Source organism: uncultured Bifidobacterium sp. (assembly GCF_963540075.1).
Taxonomy (GTDB): Bacteria; Actinomycetota; Actinomycetes; order Actinomycetales; family Bifidobacteriaceae; genus Bifidobacterium.
The window spans coordinates 1-23619 of the sequence record NZ_CAUTOG010000027.1 but is presented as its reverse complement, the minus strand read 5'-3'; the positions used below and the strand labels follow the sequence as shown (position 1 = coordinate 23619).

33 protein-coding genes and 1 pseudogene are annotated in these 23619 nt (G+C 64.6%); 1 reads left to right on the top strand and 33 read right to left on the bottom strand.

Annotated elements, in window-relative coordinates:
• The 25 genes from rpmJ to rpsJ all read right to left on the bottom strand — a co-directional run.
• The coding region (rpmJ, locus tag RWX87_RS04680) for a 50S ribosomal protein L36 (RefSeq protein ID WP_314688047.1) at nt 1–104 on the bottom strand (104 nt) is incomplete at its 3' end.
• A 14-nt stretch (nt 105–118) separates the two neighbouring features.
• The gene (infA, locus tag RWX87_RS04675; protein ID WP_004268611.1) at nt 119–337 is read right to left on the bottom strand and encodes a translation initiation factor IF-1; all 219 of its coding nucleotides are present in this window, start codon (nt 335–337) and stop codon (nt 119–121) included.
• A gap of 166 nt (nt 338–503) precedes the next feature.
• Nucleotides 504–1064, bottom strand: coding sequence for an adenylate kinase (locus tag RWX87_RS04670; protein WP_314688024.1), 561 nt, complete (start codon nt 1062–1064; stop codon nt 504–506).
• 25 nt (nt 1065–1089) lie between these two features.
• Nucleotides 1090–2427: a preprotein translocase subunit SecY gene (gene secY / locus RWX87_RS04665; protein WP_314688022.1), complete on the bottom strand. Its 1338-nt coding sequence runs from the start codon at nt 2425–2427 to the stop codon at nt 1090–1092.
• Between the two features lie 249 nt (nt 2428–2676).
• Nucleotides 2677–3135, bottom strand: coding sequence for a 50S ribosomal protein L15 (gene rplO, locus RWX87_RS04660; RefSeq protein WP_314688020.1), 459 nt, complete (start codon nt 3133–3135; stop codon nt 2677–2679).
• Nucleotide 3136: 1 nt separating this feature from the next.
• On the bottom strand, nt 3137–3319 hold the full coding sequence (gene rpmD / locus RWX87_RS04655) for a 50S ribosomal protein L30 (RefSeq protein WP_314688017.1): 183 nt from the start codon (nt 3317–3319) through the stop codon (nt 3137–3139).
• A complete protein-coding gene (gene rpsE, locus RWX87_RS04650; RefSeq protein ID WP_314688014.1) occupies nt 3319–4050 on the bottom strand; it encodes a 30S ribosomal protein S5 in 732 nt (243 codons plus the stop codon). The genes rpmD and rpsE overlap by 1 nt, the downstream gene beginning before the upstream one ends.
• Nucleotides 4047–4418, bottom strand: coding sequence for a 50S ribosomal protein L18 (gene rplR / locus RWX87_RS04645; protein ID WP_314688011.1), 372 nt, complete (start codon nt 4416–4418; stop codon nt 4047–4049). Before rplR ends, rpsE begins: the two co-directional genes overlap by 4 nt.
• 1 nt (nt 4419) lies before the next feature.
• The gene (gene rplF / locus RWX87_RS04640) at nt 4420–4959 is read right to left on the bottom strand and encodes a 50S ribosomal protein L6 (protein WP_314688009.1); all 540 of its coding nucleotides are present in this window, start codon (nt 4957–4959) and stop codon (nt 4420–4422) included.
• Nucleotides 4960–4974: 15 nt separating this feature from the next.
• Entirely contained in the window at nt 4975–5373 is a 399-nt protein-coding gene (rpsH, locus tag RWX87_RS04635; RefSeq protein ID WP_314688006.1) for a 30S ribosomal protein S8, read from the bottom strand.
• Between the two features lie 85 nt (nt 5374–5458).
• Nucleotides 5459–5644 carry a type Z 30S ribosomal protein S14 gene (locus RWX87_RS04630; RefSeq protein ID WP_314688004.1) on the bottom strand — a complete coding sequence of 62 codons (186 nt, stop codon included), beginning with the start codon at nt 5642–5644 and terminating at the stop codon, nt 5459–5461.
• A gap of 1 nt (nt 5645) precedes the next feature.
• Complete coding sequence (rplE, locus tag RWX87_RS04625) at nt 5646–6221, bottom strand: 50S ribosomal protein L5 (protein ID WP_314688001.1); 576 nt, start codon at nt 6219–6221, stop codon at nt 5646–5648.
• Nucleotides 6218–6553 (bottom strand): 50S ribosomal protein L24, encoded by a 336-nt coding sequence (gene rplX / locus RWX87_RS04620; protein WP_314687999.1) that lies wholly within the window; start codon nt 6551–6553, stop codon nt 6218–6220. The genes rplE and rplX overlap by 4 nt, the downstream gene beginning before the upstream one ends.
• Entirely contained in the window at nt 6554–6922 is a 369-nt protein-coding gene (rplN, locus tag RWX87_RS04615) for a 50S ribosomal protein L14 (RefSeq protein ID WP_314687998.1), read from the bottom strand.
• Nucleotides 6923–6992: 70 nt separating this feature from the next.
• Nucleotides 6993–7259, bottom strand: a complete 267-nt coding sequence (gene rpsQ, locus RWX87_RS04610) for a 30S ribosomal protein S17 (RefSeq protein ID WP_314687995.1) — start codon at nt 7257–7259, stop codon at nt 6993–6995.
• Nucleotides 7260–7261: 2 nt separating this feature from the next.
• A complete protein-coding gene (gene rpmC / locus RWX87_RS04605; protein WP_314687993.1) occupies nt 7262–7519 on the bottom strand; it encodes a 50S ribosomal protein L29 in 258 nt (85 codons plus the stop codon).
• The gene (rplP, locus tag RWX87_RS04600) at nt 7519–7938 is read right to left on the bottom strand and encodes a 50S ribosomal protein L16 (protein WP_314687990.1); all 420 of its coding nucleotides are present in this window, start codon (nt 7936–7938) and stop codon (nt 7519–7521) included. The genes rpmC and rplP overlap by 1 nt, the downstream gene beginning before the upstream one ends.
• Nucleotides 7939–7941: 3 nt before the next feature.
• Nucleotides 7942–8742, bottom strand: a complete 801-nt coding sequence (gene rpsC, locus RWX87_RS04595; RefSeq protein WP_314687989.1) for a 30S ribosomal protein S3 — start codon at nt 8740–8742, stop codon at nt 7942–7944.
• A gap of 1 nt (nt 8743) precedes the next feature.
• Entirely contained in the window at nt 8744–9103 is a 360-nt protein-coding gene (gene rplV, locus RWX87_RS04590) for a 50S ribosomal protein L22 (RefSeq protein ID WP_314687986.1), read from the bottom strand.
• Between the two features lie 13 nt (nt 9104–9116).
• Entirely contained in the window at nt 9117–9395 is a 279-nt protein-coding gene (gene rpsS, locus RWX87_RS04585; RefSeq protein ID WP_314687984.1) for a 30S ribosomal protein S19, read from the bottom strand.
• A gap of 15 nt (nt 9396–9410) precedes the next feature.
• Nucleotides 9411–10241, bottom strand: a complete 831-nt coding sequence (gene rplB, locus RWX87_RS04580) for a 50S ribosomal protein L2 (RefSeq protein WP_314687982.1) — start codon at nt 10239–10241, stop codon at nt 9411–9413.
• A gap of 35 nt (nt 10242–10276) precedes the next feature.
• The gene (gene rplW / locus RWX87_RS04575; protein ID WP_314687979.1) at nt 10277–10573 is read right to left on the bottom strand and encodes a 50S ribosomal protein L23; all 297 of its coding nucleotides are present in this window, start codon (nt 10571–10573) and stop codon (nt 10277–10279) included.
• Nucleotides 10574–10578: 5 nt separating this feature from the next.
• On the bottom strand, nt 10579–11244 hold the full coding sequence (rplD, locus tag RWX87_RS04570) for a 50S ribosomal protein L4 (protein WP_314687976.1): 666 nt from the start codon (nt 11242–11244) through the stop codon (nt 10579–10581).
• Nucleotide 11245: 1 nt separating this feature from the next.
• On the bottom strand, nt 11246–11896 hold the full coding sequence (rplC, locus tag RWX87_RS04565; protein WP_314687973.1) for a 50S ribosomal protein L3: 651 nt from the start codon (nt 11894–11896) through the stop codon (nt 11246–11248).
• Between the two features lie 16 nt (nt 11897–11912).
• Nucleotides 11913–12221 carry a 30S ribosomal protein S10 gene (rpsJ, locus tag RWX87_RS04560; RefSeq protein ID WP_003827292.1) on the bottom strand — a complete coding sequence of 103 codons (309 nt, stop codon included), beginning with the start codon at nt 12219–12221 and terminating at the stop codon, nt 11913–11915.
• Nucleotides 12222–12641: 420 nt separating this feature from the next.
• On the opposite strand from rpsJ, the gene budA reads away from it, so the two are divergent.
• A complete protein-coding gene (budA, locus tag RWX87_RS04555; protein ID WP_314687845.1) occupies nt 12642–13394 on the top strand; it encodes an acetolactate decarboxylase in 753 nt (250 codons plus the stop codon).
• A 148-nt stretch (nt 13395–13542) separates the two neighbouring features.
• Here the strand turns inward: budA and adhE are convergent, their stop codons facing one another.
• From adhE to RWX87_RS04515, 8 genes and pseudogenes are all read right to left on the bottom strand, one after another.
• Nucleotides 13543–16275 (bottom strand): bifunctional acetaldehyde-CoA/alcohol dehydrogenase, encoded by a 2733-nt coding sequence (gene adhE, locus RWX87_RS04550; RefSeq protein WP_314687842.1) that lies wholly within the window; start codon nt 16273–16275, stop codon nt 13543–13545.
• A 399-nt stretch (nt 16276–16674) separates the two neighbouring features.
• Nucleotides 16675–17163, bottom strand: a complete 489-nt coding sequence (gene rpsI / locus RWX87_RS04545) for a 30S ribosomal protein S9 (RefSeq protein WP_314688044.1) — start codon at nt 17161–17163, stop codon at nt 16675–16677.
• A 20-nt stretch (nt 17164–17183) separates the two neighbouring features.
• Complete coding sequence (gene rplM / locus RWX87_RS04540) at nt 17184–17633, bottom strand: 50S ribosomal protein L13 (RefSeq protein WP_314687839.1); 450 nt, start codon at nt 17631–17633, stop codon at nt 17184–17186.
• 258 nt (nt 17634–17891) lie between these two features.
• Complete coding sequence (gene malQ / locus RWX87_RS04535; protein WP_314687837.1) at nt 17892–20057, bottom strand: 4-alpha-glucanotransferase; 2166 nt, start codon at nt 20055–20057, stop codon at nt 17892–17894.
• Between the two features lie 55 nt (nt 20058–20112).
• Complete coding sequence (locus tag RWX87_RS04530) at nt 20113–20682, bottom strand: AbrB family transcriptional regulator (RefSeq protein WP_399552304.1); 570 nt, start codon at nt 20680–20682, stop codon at nt 20113–20115.
• Between the two features lie 113 nt (nt 20683–20795).
• Nucleotides 20796–21557, bottom strand: a complete 762-nt coding sequence (locus RWX87_RS04525) for a YigZ family protein (RefSeq protein WP_314687831.1) — start codon at nt 21555–21557, stop codon at nt 20796–20798.
• A 190-nt stretch (nt 21558–21747) separates the two neighbouring features.
• Nucleotides 21748–23088 carry an NAD-dependent succinate-semialdehyde dehydrogenase gene (locus RWX87_RS04520; RefSeq protein ID WP_314687828.1) on the bottom strand — a complete coding sequence of 447 codons (1341 nt, stop codon included), beginning with the start codon at nt 23086–23088 and terminating at the stop codon, nt 21748–21750.
• 94 nt (nt 23089–23182) lie between these two features.
• A pseudogene (locus RWX87_RS04515) lies at nt 23183–23619 on the bottom strand (aspartate aminotransferase family protein); the annotation flags it as partial.

Genomic DNA, 23619 nt, shown 5'->3' with positions numbered 1-23619 from the left:
CGCTGCTTGTGGCGCGGGTTGGTGCAGATCACCATGACGCGGCCGTGGCGGCGGATCACGCGGCAGTTCTCGCAGATCCTCTTCACGCTGGGGCTAACCTTCATGGTTTTCCTTGCCTTTACTTGTAACGGTACGTAATGCGTCCGCGGTTCAGGTCGTAGGGGCTCATTTCCAGCACCACGCGATCCTGCGGCAGGATGCGAATGTAGTTCTTGCGCATCTTGCCGGAAATGGTGGCGAGAACGATGTGCTTGTTCTCCAGTTCCACGCGAAACATCGCGTTGGGCAGTGCTTCCACCACCCGACCTTCGACTTCGATCACACCGTCTTTAGCCATGGGCCTCATTCCGTTCCTCGGCGAATTACATGACATGCCCGAAGACACACCAAACTGCAAGTTTATATCATTGAAGCATCGAGATACGCGGCGTGTCGCATATCGCTGAGAGAAACACCAAGAGGCACCCGAGAGTGGACCAGACCGATCCCATCCGTCCCGTCAATCAGCCGAGAATCCCGATGATGGACGCGCTGATGGACTCGGCGTCGCCGGATCCGTCGACCTCGAGAAGCTGCCCTCGGTCGCGGTACACCTCAAGAAGCGGGGCGGTTTCACGTTCGTACGTGTCGAGGCGCCTGGCGATCGCGTCGGGGGTGTCATCCGAGCGGCCCTCGAGCTTCGCCCGACGGCTCATCCGGGCGAGCAGCACATCGTGGTCCGCATGAAGCGCCACGACCCTGTCGAGCGGCGTGCCGAGCTCCGTGAGGATCGCGTCGAGGGCGTCGACCTGCGCCGCGTTCCGGGGGTATCCGTCGAGGATCCATCCCTGGACGGCGTCGGCCTGGGTCAGTCTGTCGCCGACGATGGAGTTCGTCAGATCGTCCGGGACGAGCTCCCCGCGGTCGATGTAGGCCTGCGCCTTCACGCCGAGAGGCGTGTGGTTCTTCAGGTTGTAGCGAAAGATGTCGCCCGTGGATATGGCCGGTATGCCGTAATGGGTGCTCAGCAGAGCCGCCTGCGTGCCCTTGCCCACGCCCTGGGGCCCCATGATGAGAAGTCTCATCGGTCTTTGATGCCTTTCTGCTATTTCATTTCCCCTCGACGTGCGAGGTGTTCTCGAAGAGGAAGCCGGTGTACTGGAACTGCTCCGTCTGGGCCTTGGCCTGGCGGAGGGTGTCGAGACCGACCCCCGCGATGATGAGGATGGTGGTGCCGCCGAAGGGCAGGGTGTAGTTGAGCTTGAGGGCCATGATGAGCACCGTGGGGATGAGGGCGACGAAAAGCAGGTAGACCGCTCCCACCGTGTTGAGACGGTTCATGACGTAGGTGAGATAGCCGCTCGTCGCGTTGCCCGCGCGGATGCCCGGGATGAATCCGCCGTACTGCTTCATGTTGTCGGCCGTTTCGTCCGGATTGAACGTGATCGAGGTGTAGAAGAAGCAGAAGAACACGATCATGAGGGAATACAGGGCGATGTACCACACCGACGTGGTGTCGGCGAGATTGCTGTTGATCCAGCTCACCCAGCTCTGGCTGCTGCTGCCGAACTGGGCGATCAGCGTCGGGATGGCGAGGATCGAGGAGGCGAAGATGGGGGGGATGACGCCGCTCATGTTGATCTTCAGCGGCAGATACGTCGAGGATCCGCCGTACATCTTCCGGCCGATCATCCGGCGCGTGTACTGGACGGGGATGCGGCGCTGGCACAGCTCGACGAAGTCGACGAAGATGAGGATCACGAGCAGGACGCCGGTGACGATGCCGAACTTGGCCCAGTTGCCGTTCTTGCCCGTGGTCCCCCAGCCGATCTCCCAGAGTTTCGGAAGGAAGCCCGAGCAGATGGACATGAAGATGAGCACGGACATGCCCTGGCCGATGCCTTTGTCGGTGATCAGCTCGGCCATCCACATGATGAGTCCCGTGCCTCCGGTCATGACGAGAATCATGACGATGAGGTTCCAGGCCGAGCCGTCCGGAATCACCTGTGAGCATTGGTAGTTGAACAGGGCGCCGGAACGTGCGGTGACGAGGATGGTCGTGGACTGCAGGACGGCGAGGCCGATGGTCAGGTATCGGGTGTACTGCGTGAGCTTCGTCTCACCCGACTGACCCTCCTTGTGAAGGGCCTCGAACCGCGGGATGACCACGCGAAGCAGCTGGACGACGATCGACGCGGTGATGTAGGGCATGACGCCGAGGGCGAAGATCGACAGCTGCAGCATGGCGCCGCCGGAGAAGAGGTTGACGAGTCCGACGAAGTTCTCGGAGCTCGTCGTCACGGTGCTTACGCACTTCTGCACCACCGAATAGTCGACGCCCGGGGTCGGGATGAACGATCCTATCCGATAGATGATGATGATGCCGAGCACGAAGAGGATCTTCCTGCGAAGTTCCTTCGTCCTCAGCGCCTGGATTAACGTCCTCACCTTGGGGTTTCCTCCCTATGTCTGCGCCAGAGCGCGGATGCGCGATTCGGATCCGCAGGTCCGTCGGCCACCGATGAACGACTCTACCGTAGCGCTTCTACCTCGGGTTCCCGACCAGGACGGCGTCCGTCCCGTGTCCGGTGGTTCCGCGACTTCGGAACCGGACACGATATGCGTTCGGCCCTCCCCGATGCCTCGAGGAGGGCCGAAACGTCACGCCTGCATCCGGGACCGGCGGTCGCTTCGGAATCAGTCCTGCGCGACCGACCCGCCGGCGGCCTGGATCTTGGACAGCGCCGAGGCCGAAGCCGTGACGCCATGGAGGGTGAACGCCGCCTTCGCGTCGCCGTCTCCAAGCACCTTGACGAGGTATCCGGGACGGACGGCGCCCTTGGCGACGAGGGCCTCGACGGTGATCTCACCGCCGTCGGGGAACAGCTCCGACAGCGTCGCGACGTTGACGACCTGGAACTGCTTCTTGAAGGGGTTCCTGAAGCCGCGAAGCTTCGGAAGCCTCATATACAGCGGAAGCTGTCCGCCTTCGAAGCCCGGACGCACCTGATAGCGCTTCTTGGTGCCCTTGGCCCCGCGCCCGGAGGTCTTGCCCTTCGAACCCTCTCCACGACCTACGCGGATACGGTCCCTCTTGGCTCCGGGGGCCGGATGCAGATCGTGCATCTGGAGAATGTCGGAATCATTGCTGGCCATGTCAGTCGACCTCCTCTACGGTGACGAGATGCCGGACGACGTCGACGAGACCGCGATTGGCAGGCGTGTCCTCACGGACGACGCTGTGCCCGATGCGGTGCAGGCCGAGAGTCTGCACGGTGGCGCGCTGGCGAGGGGTCGAATTGACGACTCCATGCACCAGGGTGACCTTGATGCTTGCCATCACTCACCATCCTTCGCTTCGGCGGCCTTGGCGGCAGCCTCCTCGCGCACCTTGCGGGCCTCGGCGATGCCTTCCGCCCGCGCGCGCAGCATGGAGTCGGGGGCGACCTCGTCGATGGCGATGCCACGACGGGCCGCGATCTCCTCGGGCTCCTCGAGCTTCTTCAGGGCGTCGACGGTCGCACGAACGACGTTCACCGCGGTGGGCGAACCCATCGACTTGGTGAGGATGTCGCTGATGCCGGCGCACTCCATGACGGCGCGAACTGGGCCTCCGGCGATGACGCCGGTGCCGGGTGCCGCGGGACGCAGAAGCACGGTTCCGGCGGAGTCATGGCCGATCACCGGATGGGTGACGGTGCCCTTGACGCGCGGAACGGTGAACATGTGCTTGCGGGCGTCGAGCTGTCCCTTGGCGATCGCCGCGGGGACCTCTCGCGACTTGCCATAGCCCACTCCGACCGTGCCGTTGCCGTCGCCTACGACGACGAGTGCGGCGAAGCTGAAGGTGCGGCCGCCCTTATGCGTCTTCGACACCCTGTTGATGGTCACGACGCGGTCGAGAAGCTCGTCGCCGCGGTTCTCGTCGCGGCGGCCGCGACGGCCGTCGCGACGGCCCTCCCCACGCCGGTCCCCGCGGCGGCCGCGACGGCCGTCCCCGCGGTTCTCGGACGCGGCGTTCTGCGTGTCCTGTGCCACTGAGGATTCCTTCTGGTTGTCGTTCTCGCTCACAGCGCCAGACCTCCCTCTCGGGCGCCCTCGGCTACAGCCGCGACGCGTCCGTGGTACTTGTTGCCTCCGCGGTCGAACACCACGGTGGAGATGCCGGCCTGCTCGGCCTTCCTGGCGATGAGCTCGCCCACCTTGCGCGCGGCCTCGACCTTGGTGCCCGTGAAGTCCTTGAAGTCGGAGTTCAGGGTGGATTCGCTCACCAGAGTGACTCCCTTGGTGTCATCCACGATCTGGGCCACCATATGCCTGTTGGACTTGGTGACGACCAGACGAGGACGCTCCTCGGTGCCGCTGATGCGCTTGCGCAGTCGGGCGTGGCGCCGGAGCCGGGCCACCTTGGTGCCCTTGCCGAAAATCTTGACGCTCATATCACTTACCAGCCTTTCCGGCCTTGCGCAGGATCTTCTCGTCGGTGTACTTGATGCCCTTGCCCTTGTAGGGCTCCGGCTCGCGCAGGGAGCGGATGTTGGCGGCCGCCTGGCCGACGACCTGCTTGTCCGTGCCCTTGACGATCACCTGCGTCGCGCTGGGAAGCTCGAACTCGATGCCTTCGGGCGGATCGACGGTGATGGTGTGCGAGTATCCCAGGGAGAACTCGATGCTCGTGCCCTTGAGCTGGGCACGATAGCCGGTGCCGACTATCTCGAGCTTCTTGGAGTATCCCTCGTGGACGCCCTTGACCATGCCGGCGATGATGGAACGGCTCAGACCGTGCCGTGCTCGCGTGGGGCGAAGATCGTCCTGCGCGGTGAGCACGATGTGTCCGTCCTCGACGACGCCCGTCACTCCCTCAGGGATGACGTAGCCGTCGGAGCCCTTCGGGCCCTTGACGCTGAAGCTCTGCCCATCGATGGTGACCTCCACCCCTTCCGGGATGGCGACGGGAAGCTTGCCGATATGCGATGCCATGTCAGTCTCCCCCTTTCACCACACGTAGGCGACGATTTCGCCGCCAATGCCCCTGTCGAGGCATTCCTTTTGGGTCAGCAGTCCCGAGCTCGTCGAGATGATGGCGATGCCGAGACCTCCCAAAGGCATGGGAAGCGAATCGGACTTCGCATAGCGGCGAAGTCCGGGCTTCGAGATGCGCTTGATGCCCTGGATCGACCGTTCGCCATGGGCGCCGTACTTGAGCGTGACCTCAAGGTCCTTGCCCACCTTGGCGTCCTTGGCGGCGAAGTCCTTGATGTAGCCCTCGCGCTTGAGAATCTCGGCGATGTTGGCCTTGAACTTCGAATACGGCATGTCCACGGTCTCGTGTTTCGCCGCGCTGGCGTTGCGCAGACGCGTAAGCATGTCTGCGATCGGATCTGTCATTGTCATGTGGGCTAACGCCCTTTCTCGCCGTGGTTTCCGACGGTGGAGGGGGACTCGTCCCCGACCCTCCGCGGACCTTCAGCGTCGATGTTTACCAACTGGACTTCGTGACGCCGGGGAGCTCGCCGCGATGCGCCTTCTCGCGAAGGCAGATGCGGCACAGGCCGAACTTGCGGTAGACGGAATGGGGACGACCGCAAACCTGGCAGCGCGTGTAGGCGCGCGACCTGAACTTCGGCTTGGCGGCCGCCTTGTTCCTCAGAGCGGTTTTTGCCATATCAGTTCTTCTCCTTGAAGGGGAAGCCAAGATGACGCAGAAGCATCTGCGCCTCCTTGTCGTCCCGCGTGCTGGTCACCACGGTGATGTCCATGCCGCGCTGATGGTCGATCGAGTCGGGCTCGATCTCGTGGAACATGGACTGCTCGGTCAGACCGAAGTTGTAGTTCCCCTGGCCGTCGAACTGGTTGCCGCTGATTCCGCGGAAATCGCGGATGCGCGGAAGCGCCAGCGTGAGAAGACGATCAAGGAACTCCCACATGCGGTCGCCGCGAAGCGTGACGTAGGCGCCGATGGCCTGTCCCTCGCGCAGATGGAACTGTGCGACCGACTTCTTGGCCTTGGTGACCTTGGGCTTCTGCCCCGTGATGAGCGTCAGATCGCGGACGGCGCCCTCGATGAGCTTGGAGTCGCGAGCCGCGGCCCCCACGCCCATCGAAACGACGACCTTCTGAATCCGTGCCACCTGCATGGGGTTGGAGTGGCTGAACTCCTTCTCGAGCTCGGGAACGATGCGGTCCCGGTAATCCTGCTTGAGGCGCGGGGCAACCGGCGCCTCAACTGTGGTATCGGTCATGCCAGCTCCTTTCCGGACTTCTTGGCGACGCGCACGCGCACGGTTTTCACCTTGCCGTCACGCGCCTCCTGCTTGATGACCACGCCGACGCGAGTCGGCTGCTTGGTCTCGGGGTCGACGAGCATGACGTTGGAACGGTGGATCGGAGCCTCCGTCGGAACGATCCCCGCCTCACGACCCTGCTGCGTGGCCTTGAGATGGCGCTTGACGATCTGCACGCCCTCGACGATGAGCCGATCATCAGAGAGAACCCTGGTGACCTTGCCCTCCTTGCCGCGATCCTTTCCGCGAATGACACGGACGAGATCTCCGCTTTTGATCTTGGCCACCATTCAGATCACCTCCGGCGCGAGAGACACGATCTTCATGAAGCGTCTGTCACGCAGCTCGCGTCCGACGGGTCCGAAGATGCGCGTGCCCTTGGGCTCGTGTCCGGAGCCGAGGATGACCGCGGCGTTCTCGTCGAACTTGATGTAGGAGCCATCCTGACGACGGTGCTCCTTGACGGTTCGGACGACGACGGCCTTGACCACCTCGCCCTTCTTGACGGATCCACCGGGGATCGCGTCCTTGACGGAGGCGACGATCACGTCGCCGATGCCGGCATAGCGTCGCTTCGACCCGCCGAGCACGCGGATGGCAAGAATCTCCTTGGCACCCGTGTTGTCGGCGACGTGAAGCCGCGTTTCCTGCTGAATCATTGATTCTCCTTTGCCGAGCCGGTTCTCCCCGCCCACCGCATGGGTGGGACGCGGAGCCTTGCCGAACCTGTTACTTGGCGCGCTCGATGATGCTTTCGAGACGCCAACGCTTGGTCTTGCTCAGAGGTCTGGTCTCCATGATGCTGACGAGATCGCCGACATGGGCGTCGTTCGTCTCGTCATGGACCTTGACCTTCTTCGTGGTGCGCACGACCTTGCCGTAGAGCGGATGGGTCGAACGCTGCTCGAGCTCGACGGTGACCGTCTTGTCCATCGCTTCGGACACGACGTAGCCGCGACGAGTCTTGCGGAAGTTGCGCTCCTGCTGATCTGCCATGATCATTTCTCCTTGGCCGCGGTCTCGGCAGCCGCAGGCTCCTGGGTCATCCCGAGCTCGCGCTCGCGAAGGACCGTGTACATGCGGGCGATGTCGCGACGCACCGCCTTGAGGCGGGCCGAGTTCTCGAGCTGGCCGGTGGCAGCCTGGAATCGGAGGTTGAACAGCTCCTCCTTGGACTTGGCTATCACGCCCTCGATCTCGGCACTGGTTTTCTCGTTGAGGTTGCTGATGCTGTATTCCGCGGTTCCTGCCGACATCAGATGTCACCGCCCTCTCGTGCTATGATCCTGCATTTCATGGGGAGTTTGTCGATGGCGCGCCTGAGAGCCTCATGCGCGATGTCGTCGGTTACGCCGCCGATCTCGAACATGACGCGTCCGGGATGGACGTTGGCGATCCAGAACTCCGGGACGCCCTTCCCGGAACCCATTCGGGAGCCAAGCGCATGCTTGGTCAGGGGGCGGTCGGGGAAGATGGTAATCCAGACGCGTCCACCGCGCTTGATGTAGCGGGTCATCGCGATACGGGCCGCCTCGATCTGCCTGTTGGTGACGTAGGCCGGGGCCAGAGCCTGGATGCCATAGTCACCGAAGGCGATCTCGTTGCCGCCCTTGGACATGCCGCGGCGGGCGGGACGCTGCTGCTTGCGGTACTTCGTCCTCTTGGGGATAAGCATTGCTCACTCCTTCGTTTCCGCCGCGGCGGGGGCCTCGGCCGAAGCCGTCGCCGGCTCGGTGGCCCTCGTCTGCGACTCGGGACGCTGACCGCGGCGCGGCCTGCGATCCCCGCGACGTCCGGGACGCGAGGAGCCCTGCTGCGCCTGCTGCTCCTCGAACTCGCGCTCGGTCATGTCGCCCTTGTAGATCCACACCTTGACGCCGATGCGACCATAGGTCGTCCTGGCCTCGAAGAATCCGTAGTCGATGAGAGCACGCAGCGTCTGCAGCGGCACGCGGCCCTCACGATAGAACTCCGACCGGCTCATCTCGGCGCCACCAAGACGACCCGAGAGCTTGATCCTGATGCCCTTGGCGCCTGCGCGCATCGCGTCCTGCTGCGCCTTGCGCATCGCGCGGCGGAAGGTCACACGGTTGGTCAGCTGTTCGGCGATGCCCTGTGCCACGAGCTGCGCGTCGATGGTCGCGTTCTTGACCTCGAAGATGTTGAGCTGAACCTGCTTGCGCGTGATCTTCTCGAGCTTGGCCCGCACCTTCTCGGCCTCCGAGCCGCGGCGGCCGATGACGATGCCGGGCCTGGCGGTGTGGATGTCGACGCGGACGCGGTCGCGGGTGCGCTCGATGATGATGCGGGACACGCCGGCGCGCTCGAGGTCATGGTTCATGGCCTTGCGAATCTCGTCGTCCTCAAGGACGAAGTCGCGGTAGCGCTCGCCGACCTTGTTGGAGTCGGAGAACCACTTCGAGCGATGGTCCTCGGTGATTCCGAGACGGTAGCCAAAGGGATTGATCTTCTGTCCCATGTCAGCGACCTCCTTCCTTGCTGGCGACGACGACGGTGATGTGGCTCGTCCGCTTGTTGATGCGAGCGGCACGTCCCTGCGCCCTGGCGCGGAAGCGCTTGAGCGTCACGCCCTCGTCCACGTACGTCTCCTTCACGACGAGGCTGTTCTCACGGAACGCCTCACCGTCTCGGTCGGCCTTCACGCGGGCGTTGGCGATGGCGCTCTCCAGGACCTTGCGGACCGGGAGGGCGGCGGACTGCGGCGCGAACTTGAGTATGGTGACGGCCTCGGTGGCCTTCTTGCCACGAATGAGGTCGACCATGCGGCGGGCCTTGCGCGGCGTCACGCGGACGTGACGCGCTATTGCTTGAGCTTCCATGTGCATGCCCTCCTTAGCGGCGAACCTTCTTGTCGTCCTTCACGTGACCCCGGAAGGTCTTCGTGGGGGCGAACTCCCCGAGACGGTGCCCGACCATGGCCTCAGTGACGAACACCGGCACATGCTTGCGGCCGTCATGGACGGCGAAGGTGTGACCGATGAAGTCCGGGGTGATCATCGAGCGGCGCGACCACGTCTTGATGACGTTCTTCGTACCCTTCTCGTTCTGCTCGTCGACCTTCTTCTGCAGGTGGGCGTCGACGAAAGGGCCCTTCTTGATGCTACGAGTCATCTTGATGACGCTCCCTTACTTGCGGTTCTTGCCATTGGGACGACGACGGACGATCATCGCGTTCGAGGCCTTCTTGGGATGACGAGTCCTGACCTCTCCCTTGCCCCACGGCGAGACCGGCGGCTTGCCACCGCGAGTGCGTCCGCCATGCGGATGATCGACGGGGTTCATGGACTCGCCACGCGTGATCGGGCGTCTGCCGAGCCAGCGGGCGCGACCGGCCTTGCCAAGCTCCACGTTCGCATGCTCGGCGTTGCCGACCTCTCCGATGGTCGCCCGGCAGCGGGCGTCGACGTTGCGAATCTCGCCGGACGGCATGCGAAGCTGGGCGTAGGTGCCGTCCTTCGCCACGAGCTGGACCGCGGCCCCGGCGGAACGGGCGATCTTCGCGCCCCCGAGAGGACGGAGCTCGATGGCATGGATGACGGTGCCCGTGGGAATGTTGCGCAGAGGCAGGTTGTTGCCGGGCTTGATATCGGCCTGGGCGCCGGTCTCGATGAGATCCCCCTGGTGGATTCCCTCCGGGGCGATGATGTAGCGCTTCTCCCCATCGGCGTAATGCAGCAGGGCGATGCGTGCCGAACGGTTCGGGTCATACTCGATCTGCGCGACCTTCGCCGGGACTCCGTCCTTGTCCCACCGCTTGAAGTCGACGAGACGATACTGGCGCTTGTGGCCGCCGCCGCGATGGCGGGAGGTCATACGGCCGTAGGAGTTGCGACCTCCCGTGGAGTTGAGCTTGCGCACCAGCGACTTCTCGGGCGTGGACCTCGTGATCTCGGAGAAGTCCGAGACCGAGGCGTTGCGACGCCCGGCTGTCGTGGGCTTGTAAACACGGATAGCCATAATGTAGTTCTTCCTTCGACTTTCTCGGCTAGCCTTCAGTTACCGAAGATGTCAATCGTCTGACCCTCGGCGACCGTGACGATCGCGCGCTTCTGAGCGGCGCGTCGACCGAAGCCGGTCCTGGTGCGCTGGCGCTTGCCGGCGCGGTTGAGGGTGTTGACGTTCGTCACCTTGACCTTGAAGATATCCTCGACTGCCTGCTTGATCTGCACCTTGTTCGATCCGGGGGCCACCAGGAAGGTGTACTGTCCCCGATCCGACGCCGCGTAGCTCTTCTCGGAGACGACGGGCTTCAGGATGACGTCATGTGCGGGCTTGTGGACTGCGACCATGATGGTCAGGCCTCCTTCGCGGTGGGCTCGGTCCTCGCCGCCACGAAGGCGTCGAAGCCTTCACGGGAGAAGACGACGAACTGGGCGGTCACCACATCGTAGGTGTTGAGCTGATCGGCGAACAGCACATGGACCGTCGGGATGTTCCGCACGGAGAGCCATTCGTTGATGTTGTCCCGGGAGAGCACCACCGTGGTGAAGCCCTCGGCGACGACCGGACGCAACGCGGCGACGGCCTTCTTCGTGGACGGCCTGTCGCCGATGGCGAAGTCGACGACGGCGATTCGGCCGGCGTTGGCCCTGTCGGACAGGACGTAGCGCAGCGCCGCGGCCTTCATCTTCTTGGGGGTGCGCTGGTCATAGGAACGTGGCACCGGTCCGTGGACGACTCCGCCGTGAACCCACTGAGGAGCACGGATGGAGCCCTGGCGGGCACGACCCGTGCCCTTCTGCTTCCACGGCTTCCTGCCGCCGCCGGAGACGGCCGCGCGGTTCTTCGCCGAATGCGTGCCCTGGCGGGCGCCCGCGAGCTGCGCGATCACGACCTGGTGGACGAGCGGAACGTGAGCCTGGACGTCCTCGGCGGAGACTCCGAAGAGCTCGACCGGCGCGTCCACGGTTCCGAGCGACTCGCCGGTCGCTCCGCTGACGTTCAGAGTTATGCCGGACATGTCAGGCTCCCTTCACTGCCGAACGGATGAGGACGATGGCGCCCTTGGGCCCGGGGACCGCGCCCTTGACGGCGATGATCCCCGACTCGACGTCGGAGCTCACAACCGTGAGGTTGAGGGCCGTCGACGTGTCATGGCCCATGTGACCGGCCATGCGCTTGCCCTTGAGGATGCGGCTCGGGGTGGCGCAGGCGCCGACCGAACCCGGGCGACGCTCGTTCTTGTGCGATCCGTGGGTGCGCCTGTAGGACTTGAAGCCCCAGCGCTTGATCGTTCCGGCGAAGCCCTTGCCCTTGGTCGTCCCGGTGACATCCACCTCGACGCCCTCGGTGAACTGCTCGGGGGTGAGCTCCTGTCCCGGCTTGTAATCGGCGGCGTCGGCCGTGCGCACCTCGACGAGATGGCGACGGGGGGTGACTCCGGCCTTGGCGAAATGCCCGGCAAGGGGCTTGGTGACCTTCATCGGGTCGATCTGCCCGTACCCGATCTGGACGGCCTCGTAGCCGTCCGTGGCCTCGGACTTGACGGCGGTGACCACGTTCGTGGACACGTCAAGAAGGGTGACGGGGACGAAGAACCCGTTCTCGTCCCACACCTGCGACATGCCGAGCTTCCTGCCCAGCAGTGCGCTGCGATTGGTCCTCTGCGACATTGCGGTCCCTCCTCCCCTACAGCTTGATCTCGATGTTGACGTCAGCGGGCAGGTCGATATGCATCAGCGAGTCCACGGCCTTGGGGGTGGGGTCGACGATGTCGATGAGACGCTTGTGGGTGCGCATCTCGAAATGCTCGCGGGAGTCCTTGTACTTATGAGGAGAACGAATGACGCAGAAGACGTTCTTCTCGGTCGGCAGAGGAACCGGGCCCACCACGGTGGCACCGGCGTTCGTCACCGTCTCGACGATCTTCTTCGCCGACTGGTCGATGACCTCGTGGTCATAGGACTTAAGCCTGATGCGGATTTTCTGTCCCGCCATTGCCGTCCGCCCTTTCTTGGTTGCTTTGTGTTTTCCGTCCTGCTGCACGGGGCACCGGCGGAAACGCCGACCATTCGGCGGACGCTCCACATCAGTGCGCGACCGAACCATGACCCGGTAAAAAGGACATGGGCGCCGCGCTCGCTTTTTTTCTTCCAATATGCGAGCCCAAAACAGGCAACTTCTCCATTAAAGCACCCGACCGACGCGATAGGCTTCGGCGTGTCGCGATCACGACATGGGATTCCCGGCCCCCAGCCACGGTGGTCTCCGGACCTCGCGACACATCCACTGGGAGGGGGGTCCCGCGTCGTGTATACGGTGGCCCCGCTCTGCCTCAGATAGGCGTCTGCGTCAGACACGCCACAGACGGCTTCTGATAGGCCGACATACCGAGTCCGCGCCTCTAAGGTGGCAGACATGACATCACTACGGGGACAATCGATCGGGCCGGTGCATGACAACGGCGCCAATATGCTCTATCAGCATGGAACCCTTGCCCAGCTCGTGCCCGGACTGCTCGAGGGAACGACCACCATCGGAGAGCTCCGTCGGCATGGAGACACGGGCATCGGCACGGGGGAGGGACTCGATGGCGAGCTCATCATGCTGGGTGGACACGCGTGGAAGGTCGGCGCGGACGGACGCGCCGTCGAAGTCCCGGATTCCTTCACGCTGCCGTTCGCCACGGTGCATCGGGAGGCCTTCCAGTTCCAGTGCGCACGCGACGACATCGGGCTCGAGGAACTCAACGCCCGTATCGTCGAGGCCAACGGACGGGCCAACACCTTCTTCTCGGTCATCGTCCGGGGGCGCTTCAGCTTCATGAAGACCCGCGCCGTCATCAAGCAGAGGACGCCCTATCCCCCGCTGGAGGCCGTGGCCGACCGGCAGGCCATGTTCCTCGCCCACGACGTGAGCGGGACGCTCTTGGGGTACTTCACTCCCCCGATGTTCGACGGCGCGGCCGTCGCCGGATTCCACGAGCATTTCCTGTCGGATGACCGCACGATCGGAGGCCATGTCCTTGACGCGGTTCTCGAGCACGGAGAGGTGCTCAGCCAGGTCTTCGACACCCTCGTCCAGCATCTGCCGGTGGACGACCCCGACTATCGTCGCCATGACTTCGGCGGCGACCGGATAGCCGAGGCCATCGCGCGGGCCGAGCACTGATTGCCCCCACCTGAAGCACCCCGTATCCCGCGCCATCCACGATCGAACCCGTCGATGGACGTTCCTTCGGTTCCGGGCATGAAACGGCGGCGAACCGCCCTCAGGCAGCCGCCGCCGTTGATCGCTCCGGCCCTCGCCAAGGGCTCATTCAGACGCGCTCCGACGCCTCCTCGGTGGCATTGACGCCCTCACGCTGGATCCGCAGACGATGCCCCTCGGCCTGACTCACGCCGTAGTAGGCGGCGATGGCGATGTCCTTCATGTCCTCGATCTGCGGGACACGCGGATTCGCGGGCGTGCACTGGTCCTCGAACGCCCGCATGCCGATCTGGTCGAGGATCCCCCAGTAGTAGTCCTCGTCCACGCCGAGCTCCTTGAAGCTGGAGTTCATCCCCAGCCTGACGTCGCGGAAATCCTCCACGGCCTTCGCAAGATTCTCCACGCCCTCCTCGGGGGTCCGACCGGGATCGACGCCGAGGTCGCGAGCGAACTCCTGATAGCGCTCGGGGGCGACGTACCGGCTGTACTTCGGCCAGCTCGTGGGCTCCATCGGGACGGAGCCGTTGTAGCGGATGACATACGGCAGCAGGACGGAGTTCGTTCGGCCGTGGGCTATGTGACACAGCGCGCCTATGGTGTGCGCCATGCCGTGGCACATGCCGAGGAAGGCCGAACCGAAGGCCATACCCGCCATCGTGGCCGCGTTGTGCATGCGCTCCTTGGCCATCGTCCTCGCCTCGCCGTCCTCGCCGTTGACGGAGACCTCGAGGTTGTCCCAGATCAGGCGCGCGGCATGCAGCGCCATGGCATCGGTGAAGTCGTTCGCATACACGGACACATACGCCTCCATGGCGTGCGTCAGGGCGTCGAAGCCCGAGTCCTGGGCCAGTCGCCGCGGCTGGGTCCGGGCGAGCACCGGGTCGACGATGGCCACCGACGGGGTGAGCGCATAGTCCGTGACCGGATACTTGTAGCCGGTCTTGTGATCGGTGATCACGGCGAAGGGCGTGACCTCCGAACCCGTCCCCGAGGAGGTCGGGATGCACACGAGCTTCGCCTTCTTCCCGAGCGGCGGGATCTTGAACGCACGCTTGCGGATGTCGAAGAACTTCTCGCGCACGTCGGAGAAGGAGATCTCCGGACGCTCGTAGAGCAGCCACATGATCTTGGCGGCGTCCATCGGCGAACCGCCGCCAACGGCGATGATGGTGTCGGGCTCGAATTCGTCACGCATCATCGCCGCGCCGCGCTCGACGGTCTCCACCGAGGGCTCCGGCTCGACGTAGTCGATGATGCGGAAGGTGACGCGCTCGGAGCGCGCACGCAGCTGGTCGATGATCCTGTCGACGATGCCCAGCTGCTCCATCACCTTGTCGCAGACGATGACGGCTCTGCGGATGCCGTACATATCGCGCAGATACCTGATCGCATTCGGCTCGAAGTAGGTCTTCGCGGGGATCTTGAACCACTGCATGTTGTTGTTCCTCCGAGCGATCCGCTTGATGTTGATGAGGTTCACCGCCTGGACGTTCCCGGATACCGAGTTGCCACCGTAGGAGCCGCAGCCGAGCGTCAGGGACGGGGCGATGGCGTTGTAGATGTCGCCGATGCCTCCGAGGGACGAGGGCTGGTTCCAGATGATGCGGCAGGCGTGCATGCGCAGGCCGTATTCGCGGACCAGATCACGGTCGTTCGTATGGATGGCGGCGGTGTGGCCGGCCCCGTGCCGGAGCATCTTCTCGCACATCTCGAAGCCCTGCTCCTTGTCCTCGGCGCTGAGCACCGCCTGGACCGGAGCGAGCTTCTCCATGGTGAGCGGTTCGTTCTCACCGACCTCACGGCATTCCGCGGCCAGGATGGTCGCGTCGTCGGGGACCTCGAAGCCGGCCGCATGCGCGATGAACTGCGGCGACTTGCCGGGGACGACCGAATTGAGCTTCGGAGTGCCGCCGGAATAGGCGGTGCAGCCGAACATGTACTTCTCGAGCTTGGCCTTCTCCTCGTCATCGACGAAGTAGACCTTCCGACGCCTGAGCTCGTCGACGAGAGGGGCATAGATCTCCTTGCGGGCGATGACCGCCTGCTCCGTGGCGCAGATCATACCGTAATCGAAATGCTTGGAAAGCACGAGGTCGTTGGCGGCGCGCGCCACGTCCACGTCCACGTCCACGTATGCCGGGGCGTTGCCGGGCCCGACGCCGAGGGCGGGCTTGCCGGAGGTGTAGGCGGCCTTCACCATGCCGGGGCCTCCGGTGGCGAGGATGGTCGCCACGCCCGGATGCTTCATCAGGGCGCCGGTGGCCTGGATGGAGGGGTGCTCGATCCACTGGATGCAGTCGGCGGGTGCCCCGGCGGCGATCGCGGCGTCCCTGACGATGCGGGCGGCTGCCGAGGAACTCTTCTGAGCGAAGGGATGGAAGCCGAAGATGATGGGGCAGCGCGTCTTGAGGGCGATCAGCGACTTGAAGATCGCCGTCGAGGTCGGATTCGTCACGGGGGTCACGCCGGCCACGACTCCCACGGGTTCGGCGACCTCGTCGATTCCGAGGATGTCGTCGGAGCGGATGATGCCGACGGTGCGCTGCCCCGCCAGGTAGTTCGTCACATGCTCGCAGGCGAAGATGTTCTTCGTCGCCTTGTCCTCGACCAGTCCGCGGCCGGTCTCGTCGACCGCCATCTTCGCGAGGACGAGATGCTTGTTCAAAGCGGCGATGGAGGCCTTGGCCACGATGTGGTCGACCTGCTTCTGGTCAAGCCCCTCGAAGGCCTTGAGCGCCTTGAGGGCCTTGCCGACCAGGACGTCGACCTCGGCCTCGGCCTGCTTCTGGACCTCCTCGGGAGCCGGCTTGTCCTTCGGGGCGTTGCGATGTTCGTCTGCCACTGCAGTCCTCCTTGGATCATGACCGGTCGGCTCGTCTCGACGACCGGTCCGGAATCGTCACATTTCTGTGACCTGCATCACAATCTAACCGATACGCCCTACCAGCGTCGGCATGCGGGATATTGAGCGTTTCATGGGGGAAAGGGTGAATGCGATGTGCGGGAATGAACGCGAACTGTTCGGTTTCGAGTGAAGAAAACCGAGAGAACTACATCTGGCAGCATCCCCACAACGATCCCGGAATGAAGGTCCAAGCGACGACGACCCGGGAACGACGAGCATCATCCGGGGTTCGGGGAAACGCGGAACGGATGAACGACCGACCGAACAAGAGCACCGGGGACATACGACGAAGCCCCCGGCCAAATGGCCGGAGGCTTCGTATGCGGACCGAACGCGTCAGCGCTTCGAGAACTGCGGAGCGCGACGGGCCTTGTGCAGACCCGCCTTCTTGCGCTCGACGATGCGGGCGTCGCGGGTCAGGAACCCGGCCTTCTTCAGAGAGGCCCTGTTGACGTCGCGGTCGATGGCGTTGAGGGCGCGGGCCACGCCGAGACGGATGGCGCCGGCCTGGCCGGTGGTGCCGCCGCCCTCGACGAGGACGATGACGTCGAAGCGGTTCTCAAGCTTGAGCAGAACGATGGGCGAGTTGACCTCGCGCTGCAGCAGCTTCGAAGGGAAGTAGTCCTCAAGGCTGCGTCCGTTGATGGTCCAGCTCCCGCTTCCGGGAACGAGACGGACGCGGGCGATGGCCTCCTTGCGGCGGCCGGTGCCGTAGCCGGGCTCGACCGCGGAGGTGCCGGTGCCTTCGCCGGAATTGGTCTCCGTGGTGTAGGAGGTCACCGTCTCCTCGGTTTCGTCGACGGCGGTGGTGGTGGTGTCAGCCATGGTCATGTTCTCCCTTCGACTCACTTGGCCTGCTGCGAGACCTGAGTGATCTCGAAGTTCGTGGGCTTCTGAGGCGTATGAGGATGCTCCGCGCCGGCGAAGACCCTCAGCCTCGCAAGCTGGACGCCCGATAGACGGTTCTTCGGAAGCATGCCGCGAACCGCGGAGACGATGAGACGCTCCGGATTGGTGGCGAGCAGCTTCGCATAGGTGTCACGGCGCAGTCCGCCGGGGCGTCCGGAGTGTGAATAAAGCTCCTTGCCCAGCTTGTTGCCCGTCAGCGCGACCTTGGAGGCGTTGAGGACGATGACATGATTGCCCGAATCCGCATGGGGGGCGAAGGAGGGCTTGTTCTTTCCGCGCAGCAGCGTGGCGACCTGGGTGGCGAGACGTCCGAGCACCACATCCGTGGCGTCGACGACGTACCAGTCGTGGCTCAGATCGGCCGGCTTCGGTGTGAAGGTTTTCACAGGTGTACCTTTTCTCGTTATTGTGTTCCAGACCCGCTCCCGCACGGGTTTTTACCCGGATGGCGCGGACCTTATTTCCGTGGGCTCCCTGAAAGTCCTCGATGGCGAGTGGGAAGCGCTTTGAAGGACCCCTGAGGGAAACACAACAATCCTCTACTATATCGCCGTCCTGGACTTACCGCAACACGTCGGACGCCCGGACCGTGTTGCCATGGACACGGCCCGGGCGTCCGCGGAAGTGACCCCGACGAGGGACGGTCAGGCGTTCATGATCGCCGACAGCGAGCGCATCCTCGTCTCGTCGAAGAGCTTCTCCAGAGGGACGACGTCCCCGTTCGCATCGGCAAGAGGAATCCGCCAGTTGGGGTACTCGTTGTTCGTGCCGGGCTGGTTCTGCGTCCGCTTCTCCCCGACGCCATCGACGATCGCCGCGGCGAGAAGATAGCTTGGGGCGGCCTTGAGCGCCCGGTAGAGCGCCTCGACGATCTGCCTCTGGTTGCCCTCCTCGTCCTTGAGCAGCTCGGGGTCGAGGAAGCCGTTGTCGACGAGCATGGTCATCATCGCGTTGTGCTCCCGGACGGCATCCGCCTGGAACTCCTCGACGGGGGTCGTGAGGAGGCCGAGACGCTGACGAATCTTCACCTGCTCATAGGTGAGGTACCCCGCGGCCGGCGGCAGATCATGGGTGTTGACGGAGGCCAGCGCGTTTCTGCGCCAGGTCCCGGGTGCCAGGAACGCGCCCTCCTGCTGTTCGAACCATTCGACGTTGCATCCGAACACCCCATGACGCTCAAGGGACTCCTCGACGTAGTCAGGGACGACGCCGAGGTCCTCGCCGACGACCACGCCGTGCACCCGGCTGGCCTCGATGGCGAGGATACCGAGCATGACCTCCGAGTCGTAGTAGACGTAGGATCCCTGCTTGGCGGTGTGATCGCGGGGAATCCACCACAGACGGAACAGCCCGAGGATATGGTCGATGCGAACCGCCCCGGCCTTGCGGAACATGCCATGGACCATGTCACGGTAGACGGAATAGCCCGTGTTCGCCAGCTCGATCGGGTTGAGCGGCGGCTGACTCCAGTCCTGACCCTGCTGGTTGAAGTAGTCCGGTGGAGCTCCGACGGTGACCCCCTTGGCGAAGCGCTCGGGATTCCACCACACATCGGATCCGACGGGATGGACGCCGACCGCCATATCGGCCATGATACCCAGCTGCATGCCGGCGTCCCGCGCCTCCTGCTGCGCCGCCTCGAGCTGCTCCGTGGCGATCCATTCCAGCCAGCGGTAGAAGTCGAGGGTGTCGGGATACTGTCCACGAAGCGACGCGACCTCCTGGGAGTCGCGGTCGAGGCGCGACTCCCAGTCGTCCTCGCCCGTGCCCGGCTCGCCCCACTTGTCGTAGCACAGGCACCATGTCGCATAGGCCTCGAGCTCCTCACCGCAGGAGCGTCGGAAGGAGTCGAAGGCGTCCTGCCTGCTCTGCGGGCGTCCGCCCTTGAAGATGAGCCACAGGGCGCGCATCTTGACGCGCCACATCGCATCGCGGTCGATGAGCTGCGCATCGCCGTTGAGCGGCTCCACCTGCTCATGCAGTTCCGCGACCTGCCGACGCACGTCCTCGCCCAGAGAGGCGTATTCGGGTACGGCCTCGGGACGGATGTAGGTGAAGTTCACGAAGCGACGCGAGATGGGCAGGTACGGCGACGGGGTCAGAGGCGCCACGGGCTCTCCGGCGTGCAGCGGGTTGACCAGGATGAAGTCGGCGCCGCTTTTCCTCTTGGCGTCGACCAGCATGGTTCTCAGATCCTGATAGTCGCCCACCCCCCACGATCCGGAGGACCTTATGGAGTACAGCTGAGCCATCCATCCCCAGAGCTGTCCGCTCCGCAGCCGCTCGGGGAGTTCGATGCGCTCGGGGGCGCTGATGAGAGCGGCATCCTGCGTCCTGTCGCCCACACGAACATGGAGGGTGTGGTATCCGACCGGCAGATCGGCGGGAACGAGGATGGACGCCGTGGCCACGAAGCCGTCACCCAGCGAATACGCCTGGGAGCCGTCGCCGGGGCCGGCCGTGAGCGGACTTCCATAGTCCGTGCCGTCCTCCAGCGTGATGGTGGCCTGCGGGATCTCCAGAATGCCGGTGTTCACGAGAACACGGGACTCGGCACCCACCGTATGAAGGAGGGTCGGCGCGACCAGGCGCCTATGCCGTTCGTCGAGAATGGTGCGAATGGCCTTGTCGATGGACTCATCGTCCGTGGCATCGATGCCTAGGGACTCGAGGATGGCCACCAGGACGTCATCGTCGATCTGGTGGTAGTCGTTGGACTGGCCGACGTAGTCGGTTCCGATCCCGACCAGCTTCGCCAGCCGGATAAGCGGGCGAGCCAGGCGTTCTGCGCTTTCGGTCTTCTCTGTCATAGCGACAAGTGTAATCCTCCACGAATCCGCCACGCGGCCGGACCCCCTGCAACGCCTACAGTCTCCGCCTTGACCTCGCCGCACGAGACACATCCGGGTCGGGATCCCCGACGAGCAGGTCCAGCGTCCCCGAGGCGGCGGAGGGGTTGCCTGCGACGGCACGCCGGACCATGGCCGCGAGGACGCGCGGCGAACCGTCGTCGCCAAGACCGAGACCCCCGAGGAAGCCGAGCGTGTCAGAATCCGTGCGGGGGTCCTGCGCCCCCTCCAACCTCATGCGCCACGATGTGGAGGGGTTGCGCAACGCGGCTCCCCGGACGTCGAGGTCTGGGTCCTTCGTCAGTCTGCCCGCCAGCCAGTTCTTGTCGTTGGGGTTTCCGGCGACCGCGGCGCGGACGCGGGGATCGGGGTCCGTGGAAAGCTTCACGAGGATGTTGGGGAAGGGCATGGTCGTCGCCAGGAGGACGCGGTCCTCGACGGGGGTGGATGGATTGCCGGCGACGGCCTCAAGAAGCGCCGTGGCCCGCGAGAACGCGGCCTGGTCGGATCTGTCGGGAAGAGGGCGTCGCGCCTCGGCGCTGAGCTCGGCGCTGTCGCTCGAATGCCTCAGCCGCTCATAGTCCATGGTGAGGGGACGGAATCCGTCGTCATCGGGATGCGTGGCATCCTCGGATCCTTCGGCGTCGGCATGCTCATCATCGGTCATGGCTCCACCATATCCCGCCGCACGATGTCCTCCTACGCCATGCCGCCCTCGGATGCGGCATCGTCCTCAGGGAGGGGGACCGCCTCACGCACGACTCCGCGGTCCTCGGGGACGACACGACCGGCGCTCCCCCGAACCACGGCCTCGCTGAAGGCCTTCGCCACCGCGTCGGGAACCACCACCTCTCCCTCGACGTGGTCGGAGTAGGAGCAGCTCTCGCGGTGCCCTCCGGCACGCGTGGCCAGATGGTCGAGCTGGTCGAGAAAGGCGTAGGGGAGGATGACATGATACCGGCGGAAGGGCACCAGGGCCGCGAGCCGGGCCTGGTCCAAGGCCGCCGAGGCGGCGGCTGAATAGGCGCGAACAAGACCCGGAGCCCCGAGCAGGACGCCCCCGAAGTAGCGGACGACGACGACCAGGCCGTTCTCGATGCGACGAGCCCGAAGCACGTCGAGAATCGGACGGGCGGCGGTGCCGGAAGGCTCACCGTCATCGTTCATGTGAATGCTCACGGACCGCGATTCCGTCCCGTCCCCGGCCAGGACGGCCGCATGCACGACATGGCGCGCGCCGTCATGCTCATGTCGAATCCGAGAGACGATTCCTGCCATCTGGTCCGCGGAGCGCATGGGAAAGGCGTAGCCGAGGAAGCGCGAACGACGCTGGTCATATTCCGCCGCCTCGGGCCCACCGGAAATCGGGAGCACCGTCAGCACGGAGCCATCAGGGGTGCCGAGGCCACGGGAATCCCCCGTCGTCTCGGAATCGTGAATCGTCGTGGAGCCGTCGGTCATTCTCCCGTCCTATCGGCACGCCCCGACCCGCGGATCCGACTGGACGCGTTTCGGCGGAGACGCCACGGGCGACCGCCATGTCATCCCGATCGGGTTCCCACGCAGGGTCACGAGGCGATGTCCTTCGGCGTGCGACCGGCTTCGCCGGCGGAACTCTCTGCTGCGCCAGCCGTCGGCGACTCCGTCGGCCTCAGTCTTCCTCGTGCCGCGTGATGAGCTTGAGGTTGACGAACTCGCGCATCCCGAGCTCACCCATTTCACGGCCGAATCCCGAGTTCTTCACCCCTCCGAACGGAAGCTCGGCGCTGTCCGCCCCGGCCTCGTTGACATAGGTCATTCCCGCCTGGATCCCGTCGGCGAAGAACTCCGCCTCGGCCGTGTCGGTGGTGAAGACGTAGGACCCGAGACCGTACGGGCTGTCGTTGGCGACCCGCAGGGCCTCACCGGCGTCGGACACGCGGTAGAACTGGGCGACCGGGCCGAAGAACTCTTCCCGTCTCGCCGAGGCATCCTCGGGGATGTCGGCGAGAATCGTGGGGCTGAACGACGCCCCTCTGTTGTCCGGATCGCCGATGACGAGCCTGGCGCCCTCGTCCAGGGCCTGATGGACCTGACGGCTGAGATGCGCCGCGGCAGCCTCGGAGCACATAGGCGCCAGGTCGAGGGCGCGGGAGGCCTCCGCGAACCGGGAGAGGAAGTCATCGTACAGATCGTTGACGACGATGAACCTCTTGGCGCCGTTGCAGATCTGGCCGACGTTCTCGTACCGTGCAGCGACGGCGTAGCGGACGGTCTCATCCAGATCGTCCGCGCTCATCACGATGAAGGGATCGCTCCCCCCAAGTTCGCAGACGACTTTTTTGAGCGCACGCCCTGCTTCGGCCGCCACCTGTCTGCCCGCCCTTTCGGATCCGGTCAGGGAGACGCCTCTGATCCGAGGATCGGCGATCATGCCGGTCACCTGATCGATGCTGGCGTAGACGTTGACGAAGGCGCCCTTGGGGAATCCGGCCTCAAGGAATATCGCCTCCATGGCCGCCGAGGACTTCGGGCATAGGGAGGCGTGCTTGAGGACCACGGTGTTCCCGATGAGCAGGTTCGGACCGGCGAAGCGTGCGACCTGGTAGTAGGGATAGTTCCATGGCATGATGCCGAGCAGCGGCCCCACCGGAAGCTTGCGCACGACCGCGGTGCCCCCGCTGACGCGATCGACCGGCATGTCGGCGAGAAGCTCCCGGGCGTGGTCGGCGTAGTAGGCGTAGATCTGCGCGGAGAACTCGACCTCCCCCGCCGCCTCCTCGAGGGATTTGCCCATCTCGTGGTGGATGATGTCAGCCAGTTCGTCCCGGCGACGCATGTAGATCTCGACCACGTTGTGCATCAGCCGAATCCGGGAGTCGAGGGACGACACCTGCGACCATTCCCGCCAGATGCGGTCCGCCGACGAAACCGCCTGCTCGACCTGGCCGTCCGTGAACGTCTCGTACCTCTCCTCGACCTCGCCCGTGGCGGGGTTGGTGACTGCATACATCGAAGCCATCCTTTCCTTCGTGCTCCTCGCGCGTCCGGTTTCCCCTTCGAAAAGGGCCCGGATCCCGTGTTGGGGAGCCGGACCCTCGATCCGCCTAGTCGGCCATGAGGTCGTGCGCCATTTCGGCGAAGGCGTTGATATAGGCGTCGCACGCCGCATCGTCATGCGCCACGGACAGGGTCCACTCCTCCTCGCGCCCGGGCGTCATGAACACGCCGCGGTTCATGGCGTACAGCCAGCACAGCTTGTTGAGGTCGGCGCGCTGCCCCTTGCGGAAGGTGACGTAGTCGACGATCTTGTGAGGAGAGAACGTCACGCACCCCTTGGCGCCGAAGCCGACCGCGTAGCCAGGGAACCCGTACCTGCGGATGACCTCGGTGCAGCCATCCATAAGACGTCGGTTGAGGTGGTCGAAATGCTCATAGGCCTCGGGCGTGAGGACCTTCTCGAGATTCGCCCGGGCGGCGGCGACGCACAGGGGGTTGCCGCTGTAGGTGCCGACCTGGTACACCTCGCCGCTTTCGACGACGC